The organism is Streptococcus downii, assembly GCF_004353325.1.
In the GTDB taxonomy this organism is placed as follows: domain Bacteria; phylum Bacillota; class Bacilli; order Lactobacillales; family Streptococcaceae; genus Streptococcus; species Streptococcus downii.
The window spans coordinates 383,750-407,340 of sequence record NZ_MZNX01000009.1 but is presented as its reverse complement, the minus strand read 5'-3'; the positions used below and the strand labels follow the sequence as shown (position 1 = coordinate 407,340).

Sequence of the window (23,591 nt, the reverse complement as noted above, 5' to 3'; positions counted from 1 at the left end):
TTTTGCACTTCGTTTTCGTCCCCTCTCGAGGTAGATAGGTATCTATACAATAGTACTTTTACCGTCGAGCAAAATAGTGTTTCCGGCCCCTCGCGAGGTAGATAGGTGGCTATACACAAAATCCTAACCAAGGACAAAATTCTAACCAAGGACAGTTTCCGGCCCCTCGCGAGGTAGATAGGTATTTATACAAGCACCGGTTCCTGCACAAACAATTGTGATGGAAAAGTTTCCGGCCCCTCGCGAGGTTGATAGGTAGCTAACAAAACAAGCTCGTATTGAAAAGTCTAAAGCAAACAACCAGTTTCCGGCCCCTCTCGAGGTAGATAGGTAGCTATACAATGGTAAATTTACTTAAAGGAAGAAAAGACTTGTTTCCGGCCCCTCGCGAGGTAGATAGGTAGCTATACACTGATCGGATGAATCTACGAGAGATTTGGTTAGCGTTTCCGGCCCTTCACGAGGTGAAGTGGGTGGTTTATCGGATGTATCATGGTATGCGAAACCTGAATTGTTTCCGACTTCTCGCGAAGTAGATAAGTATATATACCTTTCTATCTGGGTGGTCTGCTGATAAAGAGACGCTTGGTTTCCGGCCCCTCGCAGGGTGAATAGGTTGTTCTACACGAAATATGGCATTTACAGATACACATGTTCTTGGAGCGTTTCCGGCCCCTCTCGAGGTAGATAGGTATCTATACGGGTATGCACGCAATACTAACTTGGACGCTAACTTGTTTCCGGCCCCTTGCGAGGTAGGAGGTAGATAGGTTCTTATACAAGACTGTCAAAGAAGAAAACGCGAAAGCTAAGAAGTTTCCGGCCCCTCTCAAGGTAGATAGGTAGCTATACGATAGCTTTCAGTATTCGAAAAAGCGAAAATTTAGCGGGTTTCCGGCCCCTCGCGAGGTAGATAGGTATCTATACAAGAAAAAGAAAAATGGTACAACCCTCAGAAAATGTTGTTTCCGGCCCCTCGCGAGGTAGATAGGCACCTATACGTAAGCGGTACTGGTTCGACGAAGATGGTTACATGGCGTTTCCGGCCCCTCGCGAGGTTGATAGGTAGCTATACATTGTAGAACCTAAAAATGTGCTTCGACAAAACTTGTTTCCGGCCCCTCTCGAGGGAGATAGGGAGATATACTGTCTCAGTTCCTGATGTGAAGCCCGAAAAACATGCATTTCCGTCCCCCTCGAGAGGTAGGTAGGTATCTATACTTACCGTAAATTAAAAGGAAATCTCACTCTTTTTCAGCCGATGTTTCCGGCCCCTCTCGAGGTAGATAGGTAGCTATACCCCATATCTTGTATGTAAACCTATAACAAGCACTAGATATAACCTATTGGAAACTACTATTAGTATACCATATTTTGTAAGAGTTTTCATTTCTGAATACCAAATAAATCACATCTCTTTTTTATTCCTCCTAAATGTATAAAGGATACTATTTTATCACCAAAATTACTTTTTTCAAGCCCAAATATTAATTTTTCAAGAACGAAAAAAACGAACCAGCTTGACTGATTCGTTTCATAACTGCTAACTCCTACTTCCGATACATTTTAAACTGGAGGAAGAGGTCGCTATATTTGCCTGTCCATTTATGGTCAAATTTCTCATAAACTTCTAGGTTTTTCATGGTATCAGCGTCTGGATAGAAGGCCTTGTCTTCCTTGGTCTCCTCTGGGAGCAGTTCCTTGGCTGTGTTATTTGGCGTTGCATAGCCTACATACTCCGCATTTTTCAGAGCATTTTCGGGTTTCAACATAAAGTTGATAAAGGCATAGGCGGCATCTTGATTTTTCACGGTTTTTGGAATGACCATGTTATCAAACCAGAGATTGCTGGCTTCTGTCGGAACGACATACTTGAGATTAGGATTTTTCTCCAACATCTGGCTGGCTTCCCCAGAGAAGGTCACGCCGATAGCAGCATTGTTCTGGATCATGTAACCCTTCATCTCATCGGCCACGATGGCCTTGATATTTGGAGTCAGTTTGTAAAGCTTATCTACTGTCTCTTCCAACTGCTGAGGATCCTTTGAGTTAAGGCTGTAACCGAGTGAGTTAAGACCCAGTCCCAGCACCTCACGCGCTCCATCAAAGAGCATGATGGAATCCTTGTACTCTGGTTTCCAGAGGTCATCCCAATGCTCAGGCACCTCATCTACCATGGTTTCATTGTAGACAATTCCCAAGGTCCCCCAGAAGTAAGGGATAGAGAATTTATTGCCCGGATCAAAAGACTGGTTGAGAAACTCTGGTCCGATATTTTCGATTCCTTCAATTTTTGAATAATCGAGTGGAACCAAGAGGTCTTCATCCTTCATCTTGTTGATCATGTATTCACTCGGGATGGCAATGTCGTAGGTCGTTCCACCCTGCTTAATCTTGGTATACATGGCTTCGTTGGAGTCAAAGGTCTCGTACTGGACTTGAATTCCTGTTTCTTCTGTGAATTGCTCCAAGAGTTCTGGATCGATATAGTCTCCCCAGTTGTAGATAACCAGTTTTTGACTATCTCGGCTATTGATTTTATTGTCTAGATGAGTCGCAATTCCCCACAAGACGAGGATAATCGCTGTAATTCCTGCTAAAAATGAATAGAGTTTTTTCATGCTCGCTCCTCCTTCTCACGAGAGATAAAGTAATATCCTACAACTAGGATAATACTAAAGAGAAAGACGAGTGCAGACAGGGCATTGATCTCTAACGAAATCCCCTTCCGAGCACGAGAGTAAATCTCGACTGACAGGGTTGAAAAGCCATTTCCCGTTACAAAGAAGGTCACGGCAAAGTCATCCAGCGAATAGGTAAAGGCCATGAAATAACCTGCAATGATAGACGGAGTCAGGTACGGAAGCATGATTTCCTTGAACATCTGAAACTGGCTGGCACCTAGGTCATAAGCTGCGTGAATCATATCATCATTCATTTCCTTGAGACGAGGCAAGACCATCAAGACCACGATTGGGATGGAAAAGGCCACGTGACTGGATAGAACCGTCAAAAAGCCAAGTGAAAACTTCAGCTGGGTAAAGAGAATCAAGAAGCTGGCACCAATCATAACATCAGGCGCAACCATGAGGATATTATTGAGTGATAGAAAGGCTTCTTGGTATTTTTTGCGTGATTGGTAGATATAGATAGCCCCAAAGGTACCAATTACTGTCGCAATCAAGGCTGATAGAAAGGCCAAGAAAAAGGTTTGGGTGAGGATCAACATGAGACGACCATCACCAAACATAGTTTTAAAATGGTTCAAGCTAAAACCAGTAAAACTGTTCATATCATCGCCAGCATTAAAGGCATAGCCAATCAAGTAAAAAATTGGCAAATAGAGGATGATAAAGACAAAGGCTAGGTAGAGATTGGCAAATTTTTTCATCGTTCTCTCCTTTCCTTGGTCACCCACATGGTGAGAAACATTGTCAGGATGAGAATCACACCGATGGTTGAACCCATACCGTAGTTGTCATTTGTCAGGAAGTTCTGCTCAATGGCCGTCCCCAAGGTGATAACGCGGTTACCACCAATCAAACGTGTCAGCATGAAGAGGCTCAAGCTAGGGATAAAGACAGATTGGACTCCACTTCGCACTCCATTCATAGACAGAGGGAAAATAACGTGGCGGAAGGTTTCCCACTTGGTCGCACCGAGGTCATAGCTGGCATTGATAAGATTGTTGTCCATATCATCCAAGACATTGAATATCGGCAAAATCATAAAGGGAAGCTCGATGTAGCTTGCGACAAAGATAAAGGAGAAATCGGTAAAGAGCAACTGTTGCGAACCAATTCCGATGAATTCCAAGAATTGGTTAATAGACCCATCTTGACCAAAAATCCCGATAAAGGCATAGGCCTTTAGGAGGAGATTGATCCAAGTCGGCAGGATAATCAGCATGAGCCAGAGTTGACGGTGCTTGAGACGAGTCAAAAAGAGGGCTGTTGGATAGCTGATAAGAAGTGTCACTAGAGTTACAATCCCAGCATAGAGCACCGAGTTGAAGCTCATTTTGAGGTAGGTCAAGTTTTGTGACGCAAAGTAAGATTTATAGTTTTCTAAACTGAACTGCCCTTCAATGTTGAAAAAGGATTGACCGAAAATCAAGACCAAGGGTGCGAGTACAAAGAGTGCAATCCAAAGCATGTAGGGCACTACAAAGAGTTTAGAGCTTGTTTTCTTCATCTCTTTCCTCCTCGATCGCGTTAATCAGACCTGCTTCTTGCTCTTCGATTTCTACGTATTCTTCGATACGAGCATCAAACTCTTCTTCAGTTTCATTGAGACGCATGATATGGATGTCTTCTGGTTCAAAGTCCAGACCGATTTCCTCACCAACGATGGCCTTACGAGTTGAGTGGATCATCCATTCATTTCCAAGTTCGTCATAGGCGATAATCTCGTAGTGAACCCCACGGAAAAGTTGAGTATCCACCTTAACTTGGAGCTTGCCTTCTTCAGGAAGGGTAATGCGCAAGTCTTCTGGACGAATAACAACCTCAACAGGTTCATTAGGCTTCATCCCACCGTCGACCGCTTCAAAGCGTTTGCCGTTAAACTCGACCAAGTAGTCCTCAATCATGGTTCCTGGCAAGATGTTGGACTCACCGATAAAGGTGGCAACAAAATGGTTAATGGGCTCATCATAGATATCCACAGGTGTTCCTGACTGGACAATCTCACCATCGTTCATAACGAAAATCCAGTCACTCATAGCTAGGGCTTCTTCCTGATCGTGAGTAACAAAGACAAAGGTAATCCCCAATCGTTGTTGCAGTTCACGCAGCTCGTACTGCATATCTGTTCGCAATTTCAAGTCCAACGCTGACAGAGGCTCGTCCAACAAGACCACACGAGGTTGGTTGATGATGGCACGGGCAATGGCCACACGCTGACGTTGTCCTCCAGATAGTTTACGGATGGAACGTTTTTCATAACCTTCCAGCTGGACCATCTTGAGAACTTCCGCTACTCGCTGCTCGATTTCTTTCTTGTCAATCTTACGCAAGCGAAGCGGAAAGGCAACATTTTCAAACACATTCATATGTGGAAACAAGGCATAGGATTGGAAGACTGTATGGACGTCTCGCTTGTTGGTTGGGATGTCGTTGATCCGTACCCCGTCTAGCAAAATATCTCCCGTCGTCGCATCCAGCAAACCTGCAATGATGTTTAGGATGGTTGATTTCCCAGAACCAGATGCACCTAGAAGTGTGTAAAACTTCCCTTCTTCCAACTCAAAGTTAATGTCTTTGAGAACCTTGGTGTTGCTATCTTCAAAAACTTTAGAGACGTTTTTGAATTCGATAATTGGTTTTTTCAATTGGCATAAATTCCTTCTTTTTCATAAATTAACAGATCAGGGCTCTGTCAAGCCGCTACTACCTCTTGCAGGGAGTAAAACCACCTGCATACATCTTCGCTACCGATAGGCTTTCACCCCCTTTCCATTGACATAGCAGCAACTATTCTGGTGAAACCTTACTCCTTCTCACCCAAAATACGGACTTCCCTCTCAAGAGTGACACCTGAGTGTTCTTTTACCTTTTCAATAACAGATTGGATCAAGTCCTCGTAGTCTTTAGCCGTTCCGTCAGCAATATTGACCATAAAGCCTGCATGCTTTTCAGATACTTCAACACCACCGATACGATAGCCTTTCAGACCAGCCTCTGAAATCAACTGACCTGCAAAATGCCCTACTGGACGCTTAAAGACTGAGCCACAAGATGGGTACTCTAGAGGTTGTTTAAGTTCGCGAAGGTGAGTCAAGCGATCCATTTCCTGCTTGATAACCTGGTGATTTCCTGGAGCTAGGGCAAATTTAGCTGACAAGACAATCGCCCCAGAATCCTGAATAGCTGAATGGCGGTAACCAAAAGCCAAATCCTTAGCAGATAAGGTCTCGATTTTCCCTTCCTTGGTCAGAATCTTACAAGACTGCAAAATGTGAGCAATCTCTCCTCCGTAGGCACCCGCATTCATAAAGACTGCTCCACCGACGCTCCCTGGAATGCCACAGGCAAACTCAAAACCAGTCAAACTATGACGAAGGGCAATACGTGTCGTTTCAATCAAATTAGCACCCGCTTCAGCTTCAATAGTGTAACCATCAACTGAAACGTTATTAAGCTTATCGCACAAGATGACAAAACCACGGATTCCACCTTCACGAACGATGATATTGCTGGCATTTCCTAGCACCATCCAAGGAATATTCTCCTGATTGGCAAATTGGACGACACGCGCCATCTCATAGCGATTGCGTGGCAAAACTAGGTAATCCGCTCGACCTCCAACCTTGGTATAGGTATAGGTCTTCAAGGGTTCCTTGAAACGAATATCAATTCCTTCTAATTGTTCTTGTATTTTAGTTACGAATGTCATATCTCTCATCCTTTTGTAAAGTCATTTCATTATACCATTTTTAAGGGCTTTTGACGACAGGAAAATTCTTGGTGTCAAAGCATTGCGTTAAAAAAAGAGGTTTCCCTCTTTTTATGATGATTTTTTCCAAAATGTAGATTTTGTTAGCCAGATAAAGGCTAGTACTTCTAAAAGAAGAATGACCTCAACTAGAAGTGGATTTGCAATCCATCCCACTTGAGATAAAGCTGGAGCCAAATCAAACAAGGCATGCAAACCATAGGCAGCAAAGAGATAGATCCATTTCTTTCGGCTAACACTTTGGTAAACCCAGATGGAAAGACCGATTTGGAGAACTAGAGCAAGCACACGCTCAACTCCTAGTAAATAAACCTGCCATACAGAAAGAGACTGAACCGTTTCGAGTGTAGTCTTTGGAAGAAGATTGGCTACATCCGTATTTGAAGACTGGATGAGTGAAAAGAGGATCAACAAACTGATCAAGCTTCCCATACCGAGATAGAGCAGCTCCAAGCCTCCATGTCCCAAGCCATAAGCCAAAGCGTCTTTCTCTTCTAGACTTCTCCTTTTCTCCAACCATTTAAAAAAGACAAGGCGGGCAGTTTCCTCAAAGAGGGAAGCCATAGCAATCGCGTAAAGAACATATAGGAAGGGGTGTTCATTCATGAGCGAAATCGTTCCATCTTTTTGCGGTTGAAGAACTAGAAAATGGACCATCTTCTCTAACACTTGAGAAGAAACGAAAAATGCGATTGCCCCCAAGCCCATGACTGCAAGAGAAATCTTAAAGCGTTTTTTGGCGTACCAAGTCCCACCTACTAGAACCAAAACCAAAACGATCATGGTAAGGATAATATGTAGTGTCATCTTTTTCTCCTATTCTGACTTGTCAATGTCTTTCTTCATCTCGTCAACGTTAAATTTGGCAAATAAATACTGTCGATCTTGGACTGGAAAACGTTGATCCAACTGATCGACTGCCCCAACCTCGATTATTCCTTCTTTGATAACAAAGTCCATCACGTGCCCACCAAAGGTCAAATCATCTGAGATAAAGTGCAAATGGTAGCCTGCCACACTGACCCCATGGAAAATCTCCGGTGTCCAAAATCCAACAATGGTTCCTGAAATATTTTCACGGCTATATTCAGGTTGGTGAGTCGCTACATCAGCAAACTTGGTATCAGGTGTGGATTTAGGAATCATCCGTACGTGCATGTGGGCAAATTCCCCATGAATCTTGATGGAGCGAAAGAGATTTTCCCCATCATAGTAGGACTCAATCCGCTTTTCTAATTCCTTATCCGTCATCTCAAAGCGCTGGCGGAAAATCACTTCTGCCTGATGGGGAACCACTGCCGCATAAGGAATAAGGGCATCAGGTGCGACTTCTACAATTTCAGGTTGTTCCCCTGAACCTTTGGCTTGATAAGCCTTGCCATCAAGGACAATCAACTCCCCATCAATCGAATCAAGGGTTCCTAAACCAAGGTCGCCATGCTCCAGCAATTCTCCTACTGTCATGGTTCCACCATAGAGACCTGCCATTAGGGCACCTAGAGTATTGTATTGAAATAATTTTACCGGTTCCTGCACTTTTCTATCCATTCTCTTTCTTATCTTCTTTTCAATGAATCATCATACTTTCTAAGTATACCACATTTGCTCCTAGTTGTGAAAGGGAGAAATACTTTTCCCATTGCAAAGGAGGCAAAAAAAAGGTACAATGTAACAAAATCAAGGGAGGTCTGGAATGAAGAAAGAAAGTAAATACCAAGCAGTCGTTTCCTTTCTCAAAAAAGGTATCGAATCAGGAAAATTTCCAACAGGTAGCAGACTTCCCTCTATCCGTCAACTGAGCCAAGACTTTCATTGTAGCAAGGACACTGTCCAACGAGCCCTGCTGGAATTACGCCATGAAAAATACCTCTATGCCAAACCCCAAAGTGGCTACTATATTCTAGAACAAGGACAGCATCAGGACTTGGAAATCGAAGTCACTGACGAACATGCCAGTGCTTATGACGACTTCAGACTCTGCGTCAATGAAACCCTGATAGGCCGAGAAAACTACCTCTTCAACTACTATGACAACCAGGAAGGCCTTGAGGAACTGAGACAATCTGTCCATCAACTTCTTTTCAACCAAGCCCTCTACTGCAAACCCGACCAACTGGTTCTAACATCTGGTACCCAACAAGCTCTCTTTATCCTTTCTCAGATTAACTTCCCAAGTAAGGGAGAGGAGATTTTGGTCGAACAGCCTACCTATCACCGAATGAACCGCCTCTTGGTCGCTCAGGAATTGGCCTACCAGACCATTGAACGCCGTATTGATGGCATTGACCTTGAAGAACTAGAAGAACAGTTCAAATCTGGAAAAATCAAGTTTTTCTATACCATTCCTCGCTTCCACTATCCCCTAGGCCATTCCTATTCTGATCAAGAAAAAAGAGCTATTCTGGATCTAGCAAACCAGTATGGTGTTTACATCGTAGAGGATGACTATTTAGGGGACCTAGATCCTAGAAAGGGCCAAACCTTCCACTATCTGGATACTGAGGATCGGGTCATTTATATCAAGTCCTTCTCAACTAGTCTCTTTCCAGCCCTTCGTATTACCGCTCTCATTCTCCCAAATGCCCTAAAAGAGGCTTTTGTTTCCTACAAAAATATCCTGGACTATGACAGCAATCTCATCATGCAAAAGGCTCTGTCTCTTTACATCGATAGCCAGTTATTTGAAAAAAATCGACTGGCCAGACTGACCCTTCAAGAGAACTATCAGGCTCAGATTAAGGAAGTACTTGAAAAAAACACCTGTCCCTTGCCCCACTATCCTCTACACGATGGTCTCTTGCTTGATTTGAGACACTATCCTAAAATTGCCAGTTTGAAACACAGCTCACTCAAACTAGACTTTTTTGAGAAGGCTTATTTGGACGCCTGTCCTTATCAGTTCGCCAAAGTCTCTCTTGAAAATCTAGAAGAGCTATTAGAATACATAAAAGCAGAATTGGATTAAAGTCCAACTCTGCTTTTTCTTATTGTTCAACTTCCGTTAGTTTCGCTGCTTTTTCAAGATAGTTTTGATAGGTTCCGTCATCTTTCAGTTTTTGGATAACCTTATCGACTACTGCTTTCAAGTCTGATTGATCCTTCTTGATAGCAACAGCATTGGCTTCGCCATCTTTCATCGTCAAGTTAACAGATGCAACGACAAGATCTGAGTTTTTACCTGCATAGCTAAGAGCAACTGGTTCATCCATATGAACAGCATCCACTTTTCCAGCCTGCAATTCATTGACTGCTTCCCCCATATTGGTCAAGGATGTCAACTGGGCATTTGGCAATTGTTCCTTGACCATGGTTTCTGGCATAGTTCCCTTTTGAGCTGCGATATTGGCACTTGCGAGACTTGAAAGATCCTTGTACTTGTCTAAATCGGCTTTTCTAACCAAGAAGCTCATCTTATTTTCATAGTAAGGGATTGAAAAGTCAAAGGCTTCCTTTCTCTCATCGGTGGCACTAATTCCTGCAATGGCCAAGTCAGCCTTTCCAGTTTGAAGACTGGTCAAGACATTGTCAAAACTCATACTAGAGATTTCAAGTTTAACCCCAAGCTCGTCCGCAATCGCTTGAGCCATATCAATATCTGCACCAACCACTTGATTTTTACCATCTACCAAGGCTTGGAATTCAAACGGTGCATAGTCTGGGCTGGTCGCAACGACTAGCTTTCCTTTTTGTTTAATAGCGTCCACAGCAGACTGAGAACTATCTGTTCCTGACTGGCAAGCTACTAAAATCATGCTGGCAAGCATACTACACACAACTAATATCCATTTCTTAAATTTCATAAATAAACGACCTTTCTGTTTTTCCTGAATAATTATAACTCTTTCGAAACTGACTGTCAACGTTTTTCTTGCATTTTCATAAAATATAGTTACAAAAAATAGAAATTCAGTGGTTAGTTTATCTATCTATTGGGAAATTATTTTCAAAAAAATCATTTATCATTTCTTGATATTGCCGGTTTACAAGTACGATATTTTGTATGTCTATATGATCAAATAATCCTAATTCTAAAGTTTCATCACTTGTAAAAAAATTTGTAGAAATAGAAGTTTCAGATGAAACTAAATACAAAAATTGTAAGAACTTGAGCCTCATCACCATTCGGATAACTATCTGAATATTTTGTATAAACATTTAAGAGTTTTTCCACTCTCACTTCGACTCCCGTTTCTTCATAAAACTCTCGCACTAAAGCTTCTAAAGCCGATTCACCAAGTTCAATGGAACCCCACGGTAAGGGGAATACGGCTTATTAAATAAAAAATTTTACTCTCTTACTCTATCACTATAAACTCTTTCAGCTTGTCTAATAATCTCTTGATATGTTTTTAATTCGATATTGTTATTTTTCAATTCAATTAAATCTAAATCTTCTAGTTTTTCCTTAGATTTCTCACCACAAATAAAATAAGCTTTTATATCCTTAGTATTTGAGATTCTTAAAGGATTATTTGATCGGTTTATTTCATCACTAATAAATCGTCTGTATTTATAGATCTGATTGGTTATTTCGGAAATTTCAGGTGTAGAGTACGCAGTAACTTTCTCTCTTTTTAGCTCACAGATAATTGGATAAGGCTCATCTGCAACTTTTGTAATAATATCGGTTCTTCCACTAACCTTACGTTCTTGAATAATTGCTTTATATTTGTTTTGTGTTTCAATCACTATTTCATTACTTGGTTTATCCCAATATTGATTAATCAACCATGGATTTTTAGCTAGATGTTCCTCAAAAACACTCTCAACTTCCTCATCGTCAATAATTAGTTTTAGTTTATTGATAATACTAATACGATCTTCAATATTAGATTTCATACGTAAAGCAGCATTTAGTTCCGTTTTCTCAAATAAGCTATAGAACTTCTCTAAGATCTCTCCAAAAGTATCCGTATCTGTATCTATAGTAATTTCATTTATAACTTTATTATTTACAAGTGCAAAGATTGCTTGTCCATAAACCCTATATTCAGCATCTGAATATTTTTCATCATTATCAAAAACTCTTTGTGCAAGCTTTGCAACCTGTTTTTGCTGTTCTTCGCTATAAAATTTGAATGCGGTCCCCAATCCGCTATCAGTACTTAACATTTTATCAAGATAATTTAGTTTTTCTCTAACTCTATTAGCACGTAAATTATTCCAATTTGCATTTAACTTATTACTAATTTTAGATAGTTTTTCAATTAATAATTTGACATTTGGTATTTCTTTATTCAAACCCTCTCTACTACTAAGCACAGGGTCTTCTTCATTTTGAAGAAAATCTGCGTTGACTTCGCCTAAAAAGTATGAATTTGTTATCCTATTTTTTAATTTATCCCGTAAAATATCCTCATCAGCTAATTTTCCATGAATATAGACTGTTACGCCTGAAATACTTATATTTTCATCAGCAAGTAATTGACTGGGAATTTCAACAGTACCAAGCCATCCACTAATTGAATAATTTGTAAAGAATTCATCATCTTCTTTGTAAAAATTATTTTCTGGAATATTAGGGAAGCGTTGTTTGATTTCTTCTAACTCTGTACCGAAATAATAAACAAACTCTAAATTATCATCGTAAAAATGCTGACTCAAATCTACAATTTCAGAATTAATTTTAAGACTAAAATCATGGTTATTAATTACATTTATCGAGAATCTTCTAGAAATTAAATTCTTCAATCCCTCAATACTTGATGAAATGATTTTTCTTCTCATCTCAGGTATATAAACAATTGTTCCAGTAGTATTTTCTTCTAAATCTGGGAAGAACTTTTTTAATTCTTGCAATGAATCAATATATTCCACAGCAATTGGAACAGTCGGTCTGTCTTCAAGTAATAATTCATAATTAAAAATCATCTTTTTCCATTGAGTATCTATGTCACTCTTTGTATAAAGTACATAACTATCACCTAAACTAAATGCTGAAAATTTTCCGATACCTTTTCTCCCCATATAAGGTCTAAGTGTAATTCCATCAGGACGTCTAACTGAATCAGTATTTTTTTCTGTACCAGAAATAGCATATCTCCCAGACAACTCTTCATCTGTCATACCAATACCATCATCAACAATTAGCAAAGAAGTTTTTTTATCCCCATCATTTTCAATATCATTGTAGAAAATATTACACTCTGTACAATAAGCATCCCAAGAATTTGCAATCAATTCTGTGATTGCTGGTGGATTTGATGTATATAAATTTCTACCAAAATGCTTTACTGCACCATAGGCAATTTGCAAGTCAATTTTTTCAATACTCATTTAATTTTCTCCAAATGCTTCAATATACTATTTCCAATAACTTCACCTAACTTCGGAGGAACAGCATTCCCAATTTGTAATGCAACTTGTGCTATTGGATAGTTTCCCCCAAGTTCAGGTTGTGTAAATAAGTAATCTCTCGGAAATGTTTGTAACATTGCACCTTCACGTAGACTTAAAGCTCTATCTTGATCAGGATGTCCAAATCGCCCATTTCCTATTCCTGGGAATTGTGTTGTAATTGTATTAGCAGGTTTATCCCACTCTAAACGACCATATACTGATCCAAAAGAAGCTCCGCTTTTTTTCTTATAAGCTTCCAGTAATAGTTCCTCGTCCCAATCCCTCCAAGTTCCACCAGGTTTTGACTGTTTTATTCTCTTCATATTCAGTTCAGATATATTTCTGCTTCTATGAAGAGGATCACTTAAATCAGTATCTCCTGCCTTCAATTTTGGTAAATTTCCAATTGTATCTCGAAGTGTAGGGTAATTATCTTTATTAAATTGAGCAGGAATTAATTTGATTTCTCCTAATTTTGAAGCTAAAAGCAATAATCTCTTTCTTTTTTGAGGAACACCGTAATCTGGCGCGAATACCACTTTGTAATCAATTAAATAATTATTATCATTCAAAATCTGGATAAATTTATCAAATACCTTTTCATTGACCATTTGTGGAACATTTTCCATCGAAACAATGTCAGGTTGGACATATCCAATTTGTTTGCCAAAATAATCTAAAAGATCCATCTTTTGAAGTGTATTCTCATTATTTTTATACTTATGACTATATGTTGAAAAGGGTTGGCATGGAGCACATCCCATTAAAACTTTTATATCAGTATCATCTGGAAAAAGATTAGTAATTTCCTTGCTATCTATTTTTTTTATGTCCTTTAAAATAAATCTCGCGTTATTGTTAAATTCGTATGCAAATTGACTACGAGGATCTATATCATAACCTGCTATTACATTTATACCTGCTTGCTGAACACCACAGGTCAACCCTCCAACACCACAAAATAAATCTACAGCATTAATTTTCATGGCAATATCCTCCATTTTAAATTATAGCATTCTTTTTGAACTTTTTACAGTATATATAATTGGTAAAAACTCAACCTCTTATTTTATCAACGTTTTAAACACCTGTTATTATGCACATCACCACCTGGTAATCCCCACGTTCCTTTATCTGCTCGTTTTTGTAATAAAATTTTTCCTGATTGACTTAATATTCCACAGGTAAAATTTAAAATTATTTTATCTTTTCCTGCTTTTTTCTTATATTCTGTATGTAGTACATTACTCACCTCTGACAAAATAAACCATCAATACAACGAAAGCTTACTATATTAAAAAGTAAGCTTTCACAATAGTTTTATCATTTGAATACTTTATAGTTCGACAATCTTACCTGTTTCAAAGTAAACAACCCATTCACAGATATTTTTTGCGTAGTCTCCAATACGTTCCAAGAAAGAAATGACCTGGAAGTAATCACGGCCTGTAACGATAGCTTCAGGATTTTTCCTAATTTCTTCTGTAGCCAAATCACGGATGCTATCAAAGTAATGGTTGATTTTTTCGTCCATCGCTGCTACTTCGTAGGCTTGATCCACAGAACCGTTGAGATAGAGATCTAGAGCTGCTTCAACGAAGTTTTTCACGTCGCGTCCCATCTTTTTGATTTCTTCTTCAACAGAAGGGATACGTTGCTCTCCCTTCATACGAATGGTCGCCTCAGCGATAGACACTGCATGATCTCCCATGCGTTCCACGTCTGACACTGCCTTGAGAACGGTCAAGACGGTACGAAGGTCTTGCGAAACAGGTTGTTGGAGGGCGATCATTTCAAATGATTTTTTTTCCAACTTCACTTCATATTCATTTACTTCTGCATCGTCTTCGATGACTTCTTTTGCCAAATCACGGTCATGCGTGACAAAGGCACGTACTGTACGATTGATTTGTGAAAGCACTTCCTGTCCCATGGCATAGAACTGGTTGTGCAATTTCTCCAAATCTTCTTCAAATTGAGATCGTAACATCTTTCAACTCCTTATCCAAATTTTCCTGTAATATAATCTTCTGTTTCCTTGTGTTGAGGGGAAAGGAACATCTTCTTCGTATCATTAAACTCAATCAAATCCCCATCTAGGAAAAATCCCGTCTTATCAGAGATACGAGAAGCTTGCTGCATGGAACGCGTTACCAAGAGCATGGTGTATTTGTCTTTTAGACCATACAAGGTTTCTTCAATCTTACCAGCCGAGATAGGATCCAAAGCTGAAGTTGGTTCGTCCAAGAGGATGATTTTAGGACTGGTTGCCAAAACACGGGCAACACATACACGTTGCTGTTGACCTCCTGAGAGACCAATGGCCGAATCATGCAAACGATCCTTTACTTCATCCCAGATAGAAGCACGTTGCAAGGCCTTTTCTACTGCTTCATCAAGGACTTGCTTGTCCTTAACCCCATTGATACGCAGCCCATAGACAACATTTTCGTAGATAGACATAGGGAAGGGATTAGGCTGTTGAAAGACCATACCGATTTCCTTACGCAATTCAACCGTATCAGTGCGGGGGCTGTAGATATTGTGACCATTATAGACTACTGATCCCGTTGTTGTTACCTCAGGATTTAAATCGCCCATGCGGTTGATGGCTTTGAGCAGGGTAGACTTTCCTGATCCAGAAGGACCAATCAAGGCCGTTATTTCCTTAGGTTGGAAAGAAAGGGAAACACTATTCAAGGCCTTCTTTTTATTGTAATAAACGGACAGGTCTGACACCTGTAAAATCGCTTCTGACATACCGTTTCCTTTCTAACCAAAGTGTCCTGTTACATAGTCATTGGTTGACTGTAACTTAGCATTTTGGAAAATATTGGATGTCTTATCATACTCAATCAAATCACCCAAGTAGAAAAATCCTGTGTAGTCACTCGCACGCGCAGCCTGCTGCATACTGTGGGTAACGATGATGATGGTAAAGTCCTTCTTCAATTCCAACATGGTTTCTTCAAGTTGGGCTGTCGCAATTGGATCCAAGGCTGAAGCCGGTTCATCCATCAAGAGGATATCTGGCTTAACAGAGATGGCGCGAGCGATACAGAGACGTTGTTGCTGACCACCAGAAAGCATCAAGGCTGATTTGTGGAGGTCGTCTTTGACCTGATCCCAAAGGGCAGCCTGTCTTAGAGAGGTTTCTACAATTTCATCAAGGACTTTCTTGTCCTTAACTCCTGCACGTTCTGAGCAAAAGTGATGTTGCGGTAAATGGACTTGGCAAATGGATTTGGACGTTGAAAGACCATTCCGATATGCTTGCGCATCTCATAGACATTGATTTCTGGGCGGTTGACGTCAATCCCTCGGTATAGGATTTGACCTGTGACCTTGGCAATATCAATGGTATCATTCATCCGATTGAGACTACGAAGATAAGTAGATTTCCCTGATCCAGAAGGACCAATCAAGGCTGTAATTTTATTTTTTTCAAATTGCATATCGATGCCCTTGATGGATTCATTTTTACCATAGTAAACATGTAAATCCTTGGTAGAGAGGGCCACTTTTTCTTCAGGGAAGGTGATGATATGCTTTTCATCCCAGTTATATTTTGACATGGCTTCTCCTTTAGGCAGCGGTTAATTTCTTGTGTAAATAGCTTCCGAGTTTGCGAGCTCCAAAGTTAAAAATCAAGATAAAGATGAGGAGCACGGCGGCAGAACCAGCAGATACAATGGTAGCATCAGGAATGGTTCCTTCACTGTTGACCTTCCAGATGTGGACAGCCAAGGTTTCTGCTTGACGGAAGATTGAAATAGGACTGGTAACACTGAGGATATTCCAGTTAGACCAGTCAAGGGCTGGAGCGGATTGTCCTGCCGTATAGATAAGAGCAGCAGCTTCACCAAAGATACGGCCAGATGCCAAGACAACACCCGTTACGATACCTGGAAGGGCTTCTGGAATGACGACATGGACCACAGTCTCCCAACGAGAAATTCCGAGGGCCAGACCAGCCTCACGTTGTGTATGGTGAACGTGTTTTAAACTGTCCTCAACATTTCGAGTCATCTGAGGGAGATTAAAGACCGTCAAGGCCAAGGCACCTGAAATGATTGAAAATCCATACTCAAACTGGACTACAAAAATCAAGTAACCAAAGAGACCCACAACGACTGATGGCAGAGAAGACAAAATCTCAATACAGGTACGAATAAAATTGGTCACAGGTCCTTTTTTGGCATACTCAGCAAGGAAAACGCCAGCTCCCATAGACAGGGGAACAGAAATGATCAAGGTAATGACCAAAAGGAAGAAGGAATTATAGAGCTGAATCCCGATACCCCCACCTGCTTGATAAGAGGAAGATTTCCCAGTCAAGAAGGACCAAGAGATATGAGGTAACCCTCGAACCAGGATATAGAGAATCAAGGACGCCAAGATGGTCACGATGATACCCGCGATGGTATAGAGGACAGCTGTTGCAAGTTTATCTAATTTCTTAGCGTGCATAGTTTTTCTTTCCTCTTTCTTTCGTAATCAATTTAATGACACTGTTAAAGGCTAAACTCATCAAGAGAAGGACCAAGGCTAGTGACCAGAGAACGTTATTATCAACCGTTCCCATGACGGTATTCCCAATTCCCATAGTCAATACAGATGTCAAAGTCGCAGCTGGTGTTGTTAGTGAGGTTGGGATAACTGCTGAGTTTCCGACAACCATCTGAATAGCAAGGGCTTCACCAAAAGCACGCGCCATCCCAAAGACCACTGCAGTGAAAATACCTGAACGTGCTGCTTTCAAGGTCACACGCCAGATGGTTTGCCAACGAGTGGCTCCCATAGCTAAACTAGCTTCACGGTAATGACGAGGAACAGCACGCAAGCTGTCTGTTGTCATAAAGGTTACAGTTGGTAGGATCATGACAAAAAGAACGAAAATCCCTGACAAAATCCCAAAACCAGTTCCACCAAAGACGCTACGGACAAAAGGCACCACAACTTGCAAACCGATAAATCCATAGACGACTGAAGGAATACCGACGAGGAGTTCAATGGCTGGTTGCAAAATCTTTGCACCTTTTGGTGATACTTCTGTCATAAAAACTGCTGCTCCAATAGCAAAGGGAGTTGCGATGAGGGCAGATAAAATCGTCACAATAAAGGAACCCAAAATCATCGGCAGGGCACCAAATTGTTTCCCTGAAGGATTCCAAGTTTGTCCAAAGAGGAAATCAAAGATATTCACTCCATTGACAAAGAAGGTCGACAAGCCTTTTTGAGCTACAAAAATCAAAATCATCGCCACAATGATGACAATCAAAGAAAGGCAAGTGAAGGTCAAACCTTTACCAAACTTCTCAAGGCGAGAGTTCTTTGAAGGAGAGAGTAATTTTTTAGATAATTCTTCTTGATTCATTATTGACCTCCTTCTACTGCTGTAACGGTACCTAAAGCATCCTTTTGGACTTTCATTTCATTGATAGAGATGTAGCCCATGCCCTTAACAATTCCATTTTGAGCTTCATCTGAGAGGACGAAGTTCAGGAATTCAGCAGCTAACTCATTAGGCTGACCAAGTGTGTACATATGTTCATAAGACCACAAAGGCCAATTGTTGGTCGTTACATTTTCAGACGTAGGCTCGTACCCATTCAGTTTCATACTTTTCACTGAGTCATCTACATAGGCAAAAGCCAGGTAAGAAATGGCTCCAGGTGTTTGGGATACAATCGACTTGACCATCCCGTTAGAATCCTGCTCTTGGCTCTGCATTGCTGCTTGGCCATTCATAACCACACTGTCAAACGTCGCTCTTGAACCAGAACTTGCTGCTCGGTTGATGATTGAAATTGCTAGGTCTTTGCCACCAACTTCTTTCCAGTTGGTCACTTCACCTGTAAAGATTTTGCGAAGTTGCTCGGTTGTGAGATTTTTTACATCCACTTCCTTGTTTACAATCACTGCAAGACCTGCCACTGCAACCTTGTGGTCTACTAGAGCCGAAGCATCAATTCCATCTTTTTCCTCTGCAAAGACGTCAGAGTTACCGATGTCTACTGCTCCAGACTGGACTTGGGAAAGGCCTGTACCCGATCCACCACCTTGAACATTGACTGTTTTTCCGATGTTTCTAGAACCAAATTCATCTGCTGCTGCTTCAACAAGAGGCTGAAGAGCTGTTGAACCAACGGCTGTCATGGATTCTCCACGATCAATCCAGCTAGCACATCCTGCTAGAGAACCTGCCATCAAAAGAGCTGCAAGAGACATGACGAGCTTTTTTCTTTTTTTCACTGTTATTCTCCTTGAACATAATGATAAATGTTCTGATTTCTTCCGTTTATCCTGATCATCCAATTATCATCAATGATTGTCCCGCTTTATTTTATCTAGTCATTTTTAGGAGAGGACAATTCCATCGTATAATATAAGTAATAATGAAAGACTATCAGAAAAAACTCATACTTCCACTATAACATAGAATAGGCTCTTTGACTAGCTTTTTCACCTGAATCTGAGCCCTTTTGGATAATAATTTTTCAAAACATTTCCCGTTACTTTGGCAAAGCCTAATCCATTTCCTTGAACCACAACTTGATACCATCCATTTGGTCGAGATTCAGACAATTGAACAGTCTCACCAGCCACATATTTTACAAAGTCCTCATCATTGATTTCGACCCTTTGTTTTACTTGGCTTGGTTTCAAGGCTAATCCCAGAGCAAAGCTTGGTTCGAAGCGTTTCTTCTTAAAAGTACCCAGATGGAGTCCATTTCGGGCAATTTTGAGTTTCCCTAGATCAGGTAGCATCTCTGGTAAGAGATAAAGTTGGTCTCCAAAAGTCTGCAAGATACCAGTTAGATTGACCTGTAAGTGTTTTTGGGCAAAATCATGCCACAAGTTCTGCTGTTCACGACTGAGATTGCTCTTGCTAGCTGTGAATTTAGATGCTGGATTTTTTCCCTTAAACTGCAAATGGGCAACAAACTGGCCTTCTCCCTTAAAATGGTGAGGGTACATTCGCGCCGTTTCAGGAAGATCAATTCCTGCTACCATACCGTTCACACGCTCGACTGGAAGCAATTCAAAATCATAAGTATCAAGTAACCAGTGGACGATTTCTTCATTTTCCTCTGCTGCCCAAGTACAGGTCGAATAGACCAGACGACCACCTTCTGCAAGCATAGTCACTGAATCTTCTAAAATTTCTCTTTGGAGACTAGCGCATTGGCTAGGATAATCGAGGCTCCAATAATCCATGGCATCTGGCTGCTTACGAAACATCCCTTCACCCGAGCAAGGTGCATCAAGGACAATCACATCAAAGTAACCTTTAAAAACCTTGGCCAAGCGGTCAGCAGATTCATTGGTTACAACAACATTTGTCGCTCCAAATCGCTCCATATTTTCCACTAAAATTTTAGCACGCTTGCTTGAAATTTCGTTGGAGACAAGGACTCCTTGATTAGCCAGATAAGCTGCTAGTTGAGTGGATTTTCCACCTGGTGCTGCCGCCAAGTCCAAGACCTTCATACCAGGACTTGGTTGAGCTACCTGGGCCACCATTTGAGCTGCAGGCTCTTGCGAATAAACAAGACCGGTCGCGTGCTCTGGTGACTTTCCAGAAACCTTGCCATAATACCCCCAAGGTGTATGGGGAATAGCATCTGCAAACGATAACTGACTTTCTTTTAAGGGATTAACCCGAAAAGCCGAAACTGCTTCTTGTTTAAAAGAGGCAAGAAAGTCTCTTGCCTCATCTTCTAGTATCGCTTCATATTTTTCAACAAATCCTTCTGGAAATTGCATTTAGTTCTCTTTCCTTTCGTAGATATAAGACTGAATCTCTTCTTGCATCTCGATTGGCACCATCATGACAGGCTGACGAGTTTTAAAATCGGCAGCTTCCCCTGATACCGTAAGAAGGCGATAACCCAGACTTTCTCCTAAAATACTAGCCGCAGCGTAATCCCATGGTTGCAAGTAGGTAATATAAGTCAGAAGGCGACCCGATAAAACCTTGGCAAAACTAATGGCCGCACTGCCGTAAACACGGACTCCCAACGCTGCTCGCCCCAAATCCGCCAAGCCCCACTCATTGGTTTCAAACATACCTGAGTTACCGGCAACTAAAAATTCTTGAAGAGGTTTCTTTTTAAAAGCCGGTAAGGGAGCATTATTACGATAAGGAGGAAAGGCACCACCACCATGATAGCAATCACCTTTTATGACATCGTAGATGACGCCAAATTTGCCCACACCATCCTCAAAATAGGCCAACATAACAGCAAAATCTTCCTGCTGAGCGACAAAGTTATTGGTACCGTCAATGGGATCAATCACCCAAACGGAACCTTGACCGACTGCAGCACGTAAACAACCCTCTTCCGCGCAAATCAAGTCCTCAGGATAGGAGGACTTGATCCGATCAACCAAGAGTTCCTGGACCTCCTTGTCCAAACGCGTCACCAAGTCTGTAGGCGAAGACTTGCGCTCAACCTGCAAATCTTCTTTCATGTGAGCCAAAATATAGTCAGCAGCTTCCTGCACAATCTGTTTGGCAAATTCAAATTTAGTTTCCAAGAGAAATCTTCCCTTCTCTTTTTTCTTTTGCTAATTGAACTGCATGATAGAAGGAATAACCGCTAGCCGCCTCAAATTCACGACCTAAGCGCTTTTCTTCGCTTTTGCTTGGAACCACAGACTTAAATTTCTTGTAAGATTCTAGCAGTTTCTTAGCCTCTACCTTGTCTTCATAGGCAGCTTCAACATCATTAAAAAAAGAAAGCACTGAAGCAAGTTCTTCAGTGCTCCACGACAAATCTAGTGGGTAACTATACTGTTTGTTCATCTATCCAATACCAGCTCTCAATGTTGCTTCTTTTAGTTCTTGTTTACGGTAACTACGAGGGAGAAAAGCACGAATCTCATCTTCATTAAAACCGATCTGCATGCGTTTGGTATCTATAATAATTGGGCGACGCAAAAGACTAGGATATTGCTCAATCAACTGAAGCAACTCCGATACCGAAATACTCTCTACATCAATATCCAATTTTTGAAAAATTTTTGAACGAGTTGAAATGATGTCATCAGTACCATTTTCGGTCAAGGAAAGAATGTGTTGCAATTCTTTTCTTGTTAAAGGACTGGTCATAATATTGTGCTCCTCAAAAGGAACTTTATGCGTCTCTAACCAGGCCTTTGCCTTACGACATGATGTACAGCTCGGTGATAAAAATAGTGTAATCATGCTTTTCTCTTCTTTATCTATACTTTGCTATTCTTATTATACAAAAAAATAAAGCGCTTGACTAGCAATTTCTAGAAAAAAGCATATTTTTTTCTAGAAAAATAGACTGTATGCGAACGAATTACTCAATTCCAATGAAGTTAATTCACTCCTCGTAAGAATTTTTAACTTCATCTCTGTTTTATCAATGCAACACATTAAAGTATTCTACGACTTTTCAAATAAAGAAAACCAAAGAAACTTTCATAGAGTCCAAAGAAGAGAAGGAAAGCATGGAGGAAGAAGGCCTCTGGTAAAATCAAAATAACGGGATCCTTTGCGGGATCAAAAAGCCAGGTATCATCTCCCACAAAGAGAATATGATGGAAAAGAGTAAAGAATTGCTCAAAACCAATTAACACTCCTACAAGGCCAATGACTAGAGGCAATAGCACTAGGGCCAGGATACTTTTACGATATAGGGGCAGAAAGCCTTTTTTTACAATTTTTCTAACAAAGAAATAGAAACTTGGTAATGTCACTAGGGCAACTAGCTGAACCAAGTGGAAGAGATTCTTCACCACCGCAAAGTGGTGTAGACCTGCCGCTGATGAACGAAAATCCGGCATCTCTAAGACCTGACTAAAGGGATTGGTCAGATAATTCATCAAGATATGAAAGTTGTACTGAATGGTTTCGGGCTTTAGATAGACTCGATCCGCTAAGTTCAGCCACTGAATCTCCATGGGATAGAAAATCCAAGCCAGATAAATGGTTAAGAGAATAGAAAGGGAGAGGAGAAAGAGCATACTTCCCAAAAAGGTCAGTTTAGTTTTCATCAAAATTCCACTCCGCAAGGCTAGAAACTACATGAGTTGGTGCAATTGGCAGGTCCGCTACTTCCTCTGCCTTGGTAAAACCTGTTGTCACCAAGAGCGTTGGAATGCCATTGTCAATTCCTGCTCGGATATCTGTCAAGTAGTTATCCCCAACCATGAGCAATTCTTCTCTTTTCAAACCTAAGTGCTCAACCGCCTTGTCCATAATGATAGCATTTGGTTTCCCAATATAAACAGGCTTCACTCGTGTTGCTACTTCAAGAAGTGTAATTAGTGAACCAGCACCTGGCAAAAGACCACGTTCCGTCGGGATATTGAGGTCAGGGTTGGTTCCGATATAGTGAGCACCCTTTTGGATAGCTAGAGTTGCTGTGGCAAATTTTTCATAGTCCACTTGCCAGTCCAGTCCAACTACCACATAGGCAGGATTTTGCTTGTCTTCAACATAACCAGCCGCCTGAATGGCATCCTTGAGCCCTGCTTCTCCGATGACATAGACTGTCTTTTCCAGTCCCAAGTCATTCATATAGTCGATGGTTGCCAGAGTTGCTGTGTATACAGTTGATAGAGGCGTATCAATATTAAAATTCTGTGCCAACATCTCTTGAACACTCTCAGGAGTTCGAGTTGTATTATTAGTCACAAAGAGATAGGGAATCTCTCGTTTTTGCAACTCATGCACAAAAGCCTCACCCGCGGGAATTCTGTCTTTCCCCTTGTAAATGGTTCCGTCTAAATCAATTAAATAACCTTTATAAGCCATA

At 40.9% G+C, this 23,591-nt stretch carries 23 protein-coding genes, 1 pseudogene and 1 CRISPR repeat array (1 of these 25 cut by a window edge); of the genes and pseudogenes, 1 reads left to right on the top strand and 23 read right to left on the bottom strand.

Annotation, left to right across the window (positions count from 1 at the left end; genetic code table 11):
* Positions 1-402: direct repeats of the CRISPR family, unit length 29 nt; unit sequence GTTTCCGGCCCCTCGCGAGGTAGATAGGT; it reaches 277 nt to the left of the window's first position.
* A 1,148-nt stretch (positions 403-1,550) separates the two neighbouring features.
* The 7 genes from E2R31_RS08300 to budA all read right to left on the bottom strand — a co-directional run bounded on the left by E2R31_RS08300 (position 1,551) and on the right by budA (position 8,004).
* Positions 1,551-2,621 (bottom strand): ABC transporter substrate-binding protein, encoded by a 1,071-nt coding sequence (locus tag E2R31_RS08300; protein ID WP_132973925.1) that lies wholly within the window; start codon positions 2,619-2,621, stop codon positions 1,551-1,553.
* Positions 2,618-3,391, bottom strand: a complete 774-nt coding sequence (locus E2R31_RS08295; RefSeq protein ID WP_084948848.1) for an ABC transporter permease — start codon at positions 3,389-3,391, stop codon at positions 2,618-2,620. The genes E2R31_RS08300 and E2R31_RS08295 overlap by 4 nt, the downstream gene beginning before the upstream one ends.
* Positions 3,388-4,194 carry an ABC transporter permease gene (locus E2R31_RS08290; RefSeq protein WP_084948849.1) on the bottom strand — a complete coding sequence of 269 codons (807 nt, stop codon included), beginning with the start codon at positions 4,192-4,194 and terminating at the stop codon, positions 3,388-3,390. The genes E2R31_RS08295 and E2R31_RS08290 overlap by 4 nt, the downstream gene beginning before the upstream one ends.
* On the bottom strand, positions 4,175-5,332 hold the full coding sequence (locus E2R31_RS08285; RefSeq protein WP_000742900.1) for an ABC transporter ATP-binding protein: 1,158 nt from the start codon (positions 5,330-5,332) through the stop codon (positions 4,175-4,177). The genes E2R31_RS08290 and E2R31_RS08285 overlap by 20 nt, the downstream gene beginning before the upstream one ends.
* Positions 5,333-5,490: 158 nt before the next feature.
* Positions 5,491-6,396, bottom strand: coding sequence for a UDP-N-acetylmuramate dehydrogenase (gene murB / locus E2R31_RS08280; RefSeq protein WP_165941807.1), 906 nt, complete (start codon positions 6,394-6,396; stop codon positions 5,491-5,493).
* Positions 6,397-6,507: 111 nt separating this feature from the next.
* Complete coding sequence (locus E2R31_RS08275; RefSeq protein WP_132973923.1) at positions 6,508-7,263, bottom strand: YhfC family glutamic-type intramembrane protease; 756 nt, start codon at positions 7,261-7,263, stop codon at positions 6,508-6,510.
* Between the two features lie 9 nt (positions 7,264-7,272).
* Positions 7,273-8,004, bottom strand: coding sequence for an acetolactate decarboxylase (gene budA / locus E2R31_RS08270; RefSeq protein WP_132973921.1), 732 nt, complete (start codon positions 8,002-8,004; stop codon positions 7,273-7,275).
* Between the two features lie 145 nt (positions 8,005-8,149).
* Here budA and E2R31_RS08265 point away from each other — a divergent pair, with 145 nt between their 5' ends.
* The gene (locus E2R31_RS08265; RefSeq protein WP_132973919.1) at positions 8,150-9,421 is read left to right on the top strand and encodes an aminotransferase-like domain-containing protein; all 1,272 of its coding nucleotides are present in this window, start codon (positions 8,150-8,152) and stop codon (positions 9,419-9,421) included.
* A gap of 19 nt (positions 9,422-9,440) precedes the next feature.
* Here the strand turns inward: E2R31_RS08265 and E2R31_RS08260 are convergent, their stop codons facing one another.
* The 16 genes and pseudogenes from E2R31_RS08260 to E2R31_RS08180 form a co-directional block, all read right to left on the bottom strand.
* Positions 9,441-10,256 carry an ABC transporter substrate-binding protein gene (locus tag E2R31_RS08260; protein ID WP_132973917.1) on the bottom strand — a complete coding sequence of 272 codons (816 nt, stop codon included), beginning with the start codon at positions 10,254-10,256 and terminating at the stop codon, positions 9,441-9,443.
* Between the two features lie 272 nt (positions 10,257-10,528).
* Entirely contained in the window at positions 10,529-10,666 is a 138-nt protein-coding gene (locus tag E2R31_RS10025; protein ID WP_232194157.1) for an NUDIX hydrolase, read from the bottom strand.
* Between the two features lie 77 nt (positions 10,667-10,743).
* Complete coding sequence (locus tag E2R31_RS08250; protein WP_132973915.1) at positions 10,744-12,732, bottom strand: ATP-binding protein; 1,989 nt, start codon at positions 12,730-12,732, stop codon at positions 10,744-10,746.
* Positions 12,729-13,781, bottom strand: coding sequence for a DNA cytosine methyltransferase (locus E2R31_RS08245; RefSeq protein WP_009730329.1), 1,053 nt, complete (start codon positions 13,779-13,781; stop codon positions 12,729-12,731). The genes E2R31_RS08250 and E2R31_RS08245 overlap by 4 nt, the downstream gene beginning before the upstream one ends.
* Positions 13,782-14,131: 350 nt before the next feature.
* Positions 14,132-14,785, bottom strand: a complete 654-nt coding sequence (gene phoU, locus E2R31_RS08235) for a phosphate signaling complex protein PhoU (protein ID WP_000946469.1) — start codon at positions 14,783-14,785, stop codon at positions 14,132-14,134.
* 11 nt (positions 14,786-14,796) lie between these two features.
* The gene (pstB, locus tag E2R31_RS08230) at positions 14,797-15,555 is read right to left on the bottom strand and encodes a phosphate ABC transporter ATP-binding protein PstB (protein WP_132973913.1); all 759 of its coding nucleotides are present in this window, start codon (positions 15,553-15,555) and stop codon (positions 14,797-14,799) included.
* 12 nt (positions 15,556-15,567) lie between these two features.
* A pseudogene (pstB, locus tag E2R31_RS08225) lies at positions 15,568-16,370 on the bottom strand (phosphate ABC transporter ATP-binding protein PstB).
* Positions 16,371-16,380: 10 nt separating this feature from the next.
* On the bottom strand, positions 16,381-17,265 hold the full coding sequence (gene pstA, locus E2R31_RS08220) for a phosphate ABC transporter permease PstA (RefSeq protein WP_000543055.1): 885 nt from the start codon (positions 17,263-17,265) through the stop codon (positions 16,381-16,383).
* Positions 17,255-18,172: a phosphate ABC transporter permease subunit PstC gene (gene pstC, locus E2R31_RS08215; protein WP_001070951.1), complete on the bottom strand. Its 918-nt coding sequence runs from the start codon at positions 18,170-18,172 to the stop codon at positions 17,255-17,257. Before pstC ends, pstA begins: the two co-directional genes overlap by 11 nt.
* On the bottom strand, positions 18,172-19,050 hold the full coding sequence (locus E2R31_RS08210) for a phosphate ABC transporter substrate-binding protein PstS (protein ID WP_132973911.1): 879 nt from the start codon (positions 19,048-19,050) through the stop codon (positions 18,172-18,174). Before E2R31_RS08210 ends, pstC begins: the two co-directional genes overlap by 1 nt.
* A 210-nt stretch (positions 19,051-19,260) precedes the next feature.
* A complete protein-coding gene (locus E2R31_RS08205) occupies positions 19,261-20,565 on the bottom strand; it encodes an RsmF rRNA methyltransferase first C-terminal domain-containing protein (RefSeq protein ID WP_132973909.1) in 1,305 nt (434 codons plus the stop codon).
* Positions 20,566-21,339, bottom strand: a complete 774-nt coding sequence (locus E2R31_RS08200; protein WP_132973907.1) for an inositol monophosphatase family protein — start codon at positions 21,337-21,339, stop codon at positions 20,566-20,568.
* On the bottom strand, positions 21,329-21,607 hold the full coding sequence (locus E2R31_RS08195) for a UPF0223 family protein (RefSeq protein WP_125449470.1): 279 nt from the start codon (positions 21,605-21,607) through the stop codon (positions 21,329-21,331). Before E2R31_RS08195 ends, E2R31_RS08200 begins: the two co-directional genes overlap by 11 nt.
* Complete coding sequence (locus tag E2R31_RS08190; protein ID WP_004246303.1) at positions 21,608-22,009, bottom strand: Spx/MgsR family RNA polymerase-binding regulatory protein; 402 nt, start codon at positions 22,007-22,009, stop codon at positions 21,608-21,610.
* A gap of 197 nt (positions 22,010-22,206) precedes the next feature.
* The gene (locus E2R31_RS08185) at positions 22,207-22,827 is read right to left on the bottom strand and encodes a TIGR01906 family membrane protein (RefSeq protein WP_132973906.1); all 621 of its coding nucleotides are present in this window, start codon (positions 22,825-22,827) and stop codon (positions 22,207-22,209) included.
* Positions 22,817-23,590 (bottom strand): TIGR01457 family HAD-type hydrolase, encoded by a 774-nt coding sequence (locus E2R31_RS08180; RefSeq protein WP_132973904.1) that lies wholly within the window; start codon positions 23,588-23,590, stop codon positions 22,817-22,819. The genes E2R31_RS08185 and E2R31_RS08180 overlap by 11 nt, the downstream gene beginning before the upstream one ends.
* Between the last annotated feature and the right edge of the window lies 1 nt (position 23,591).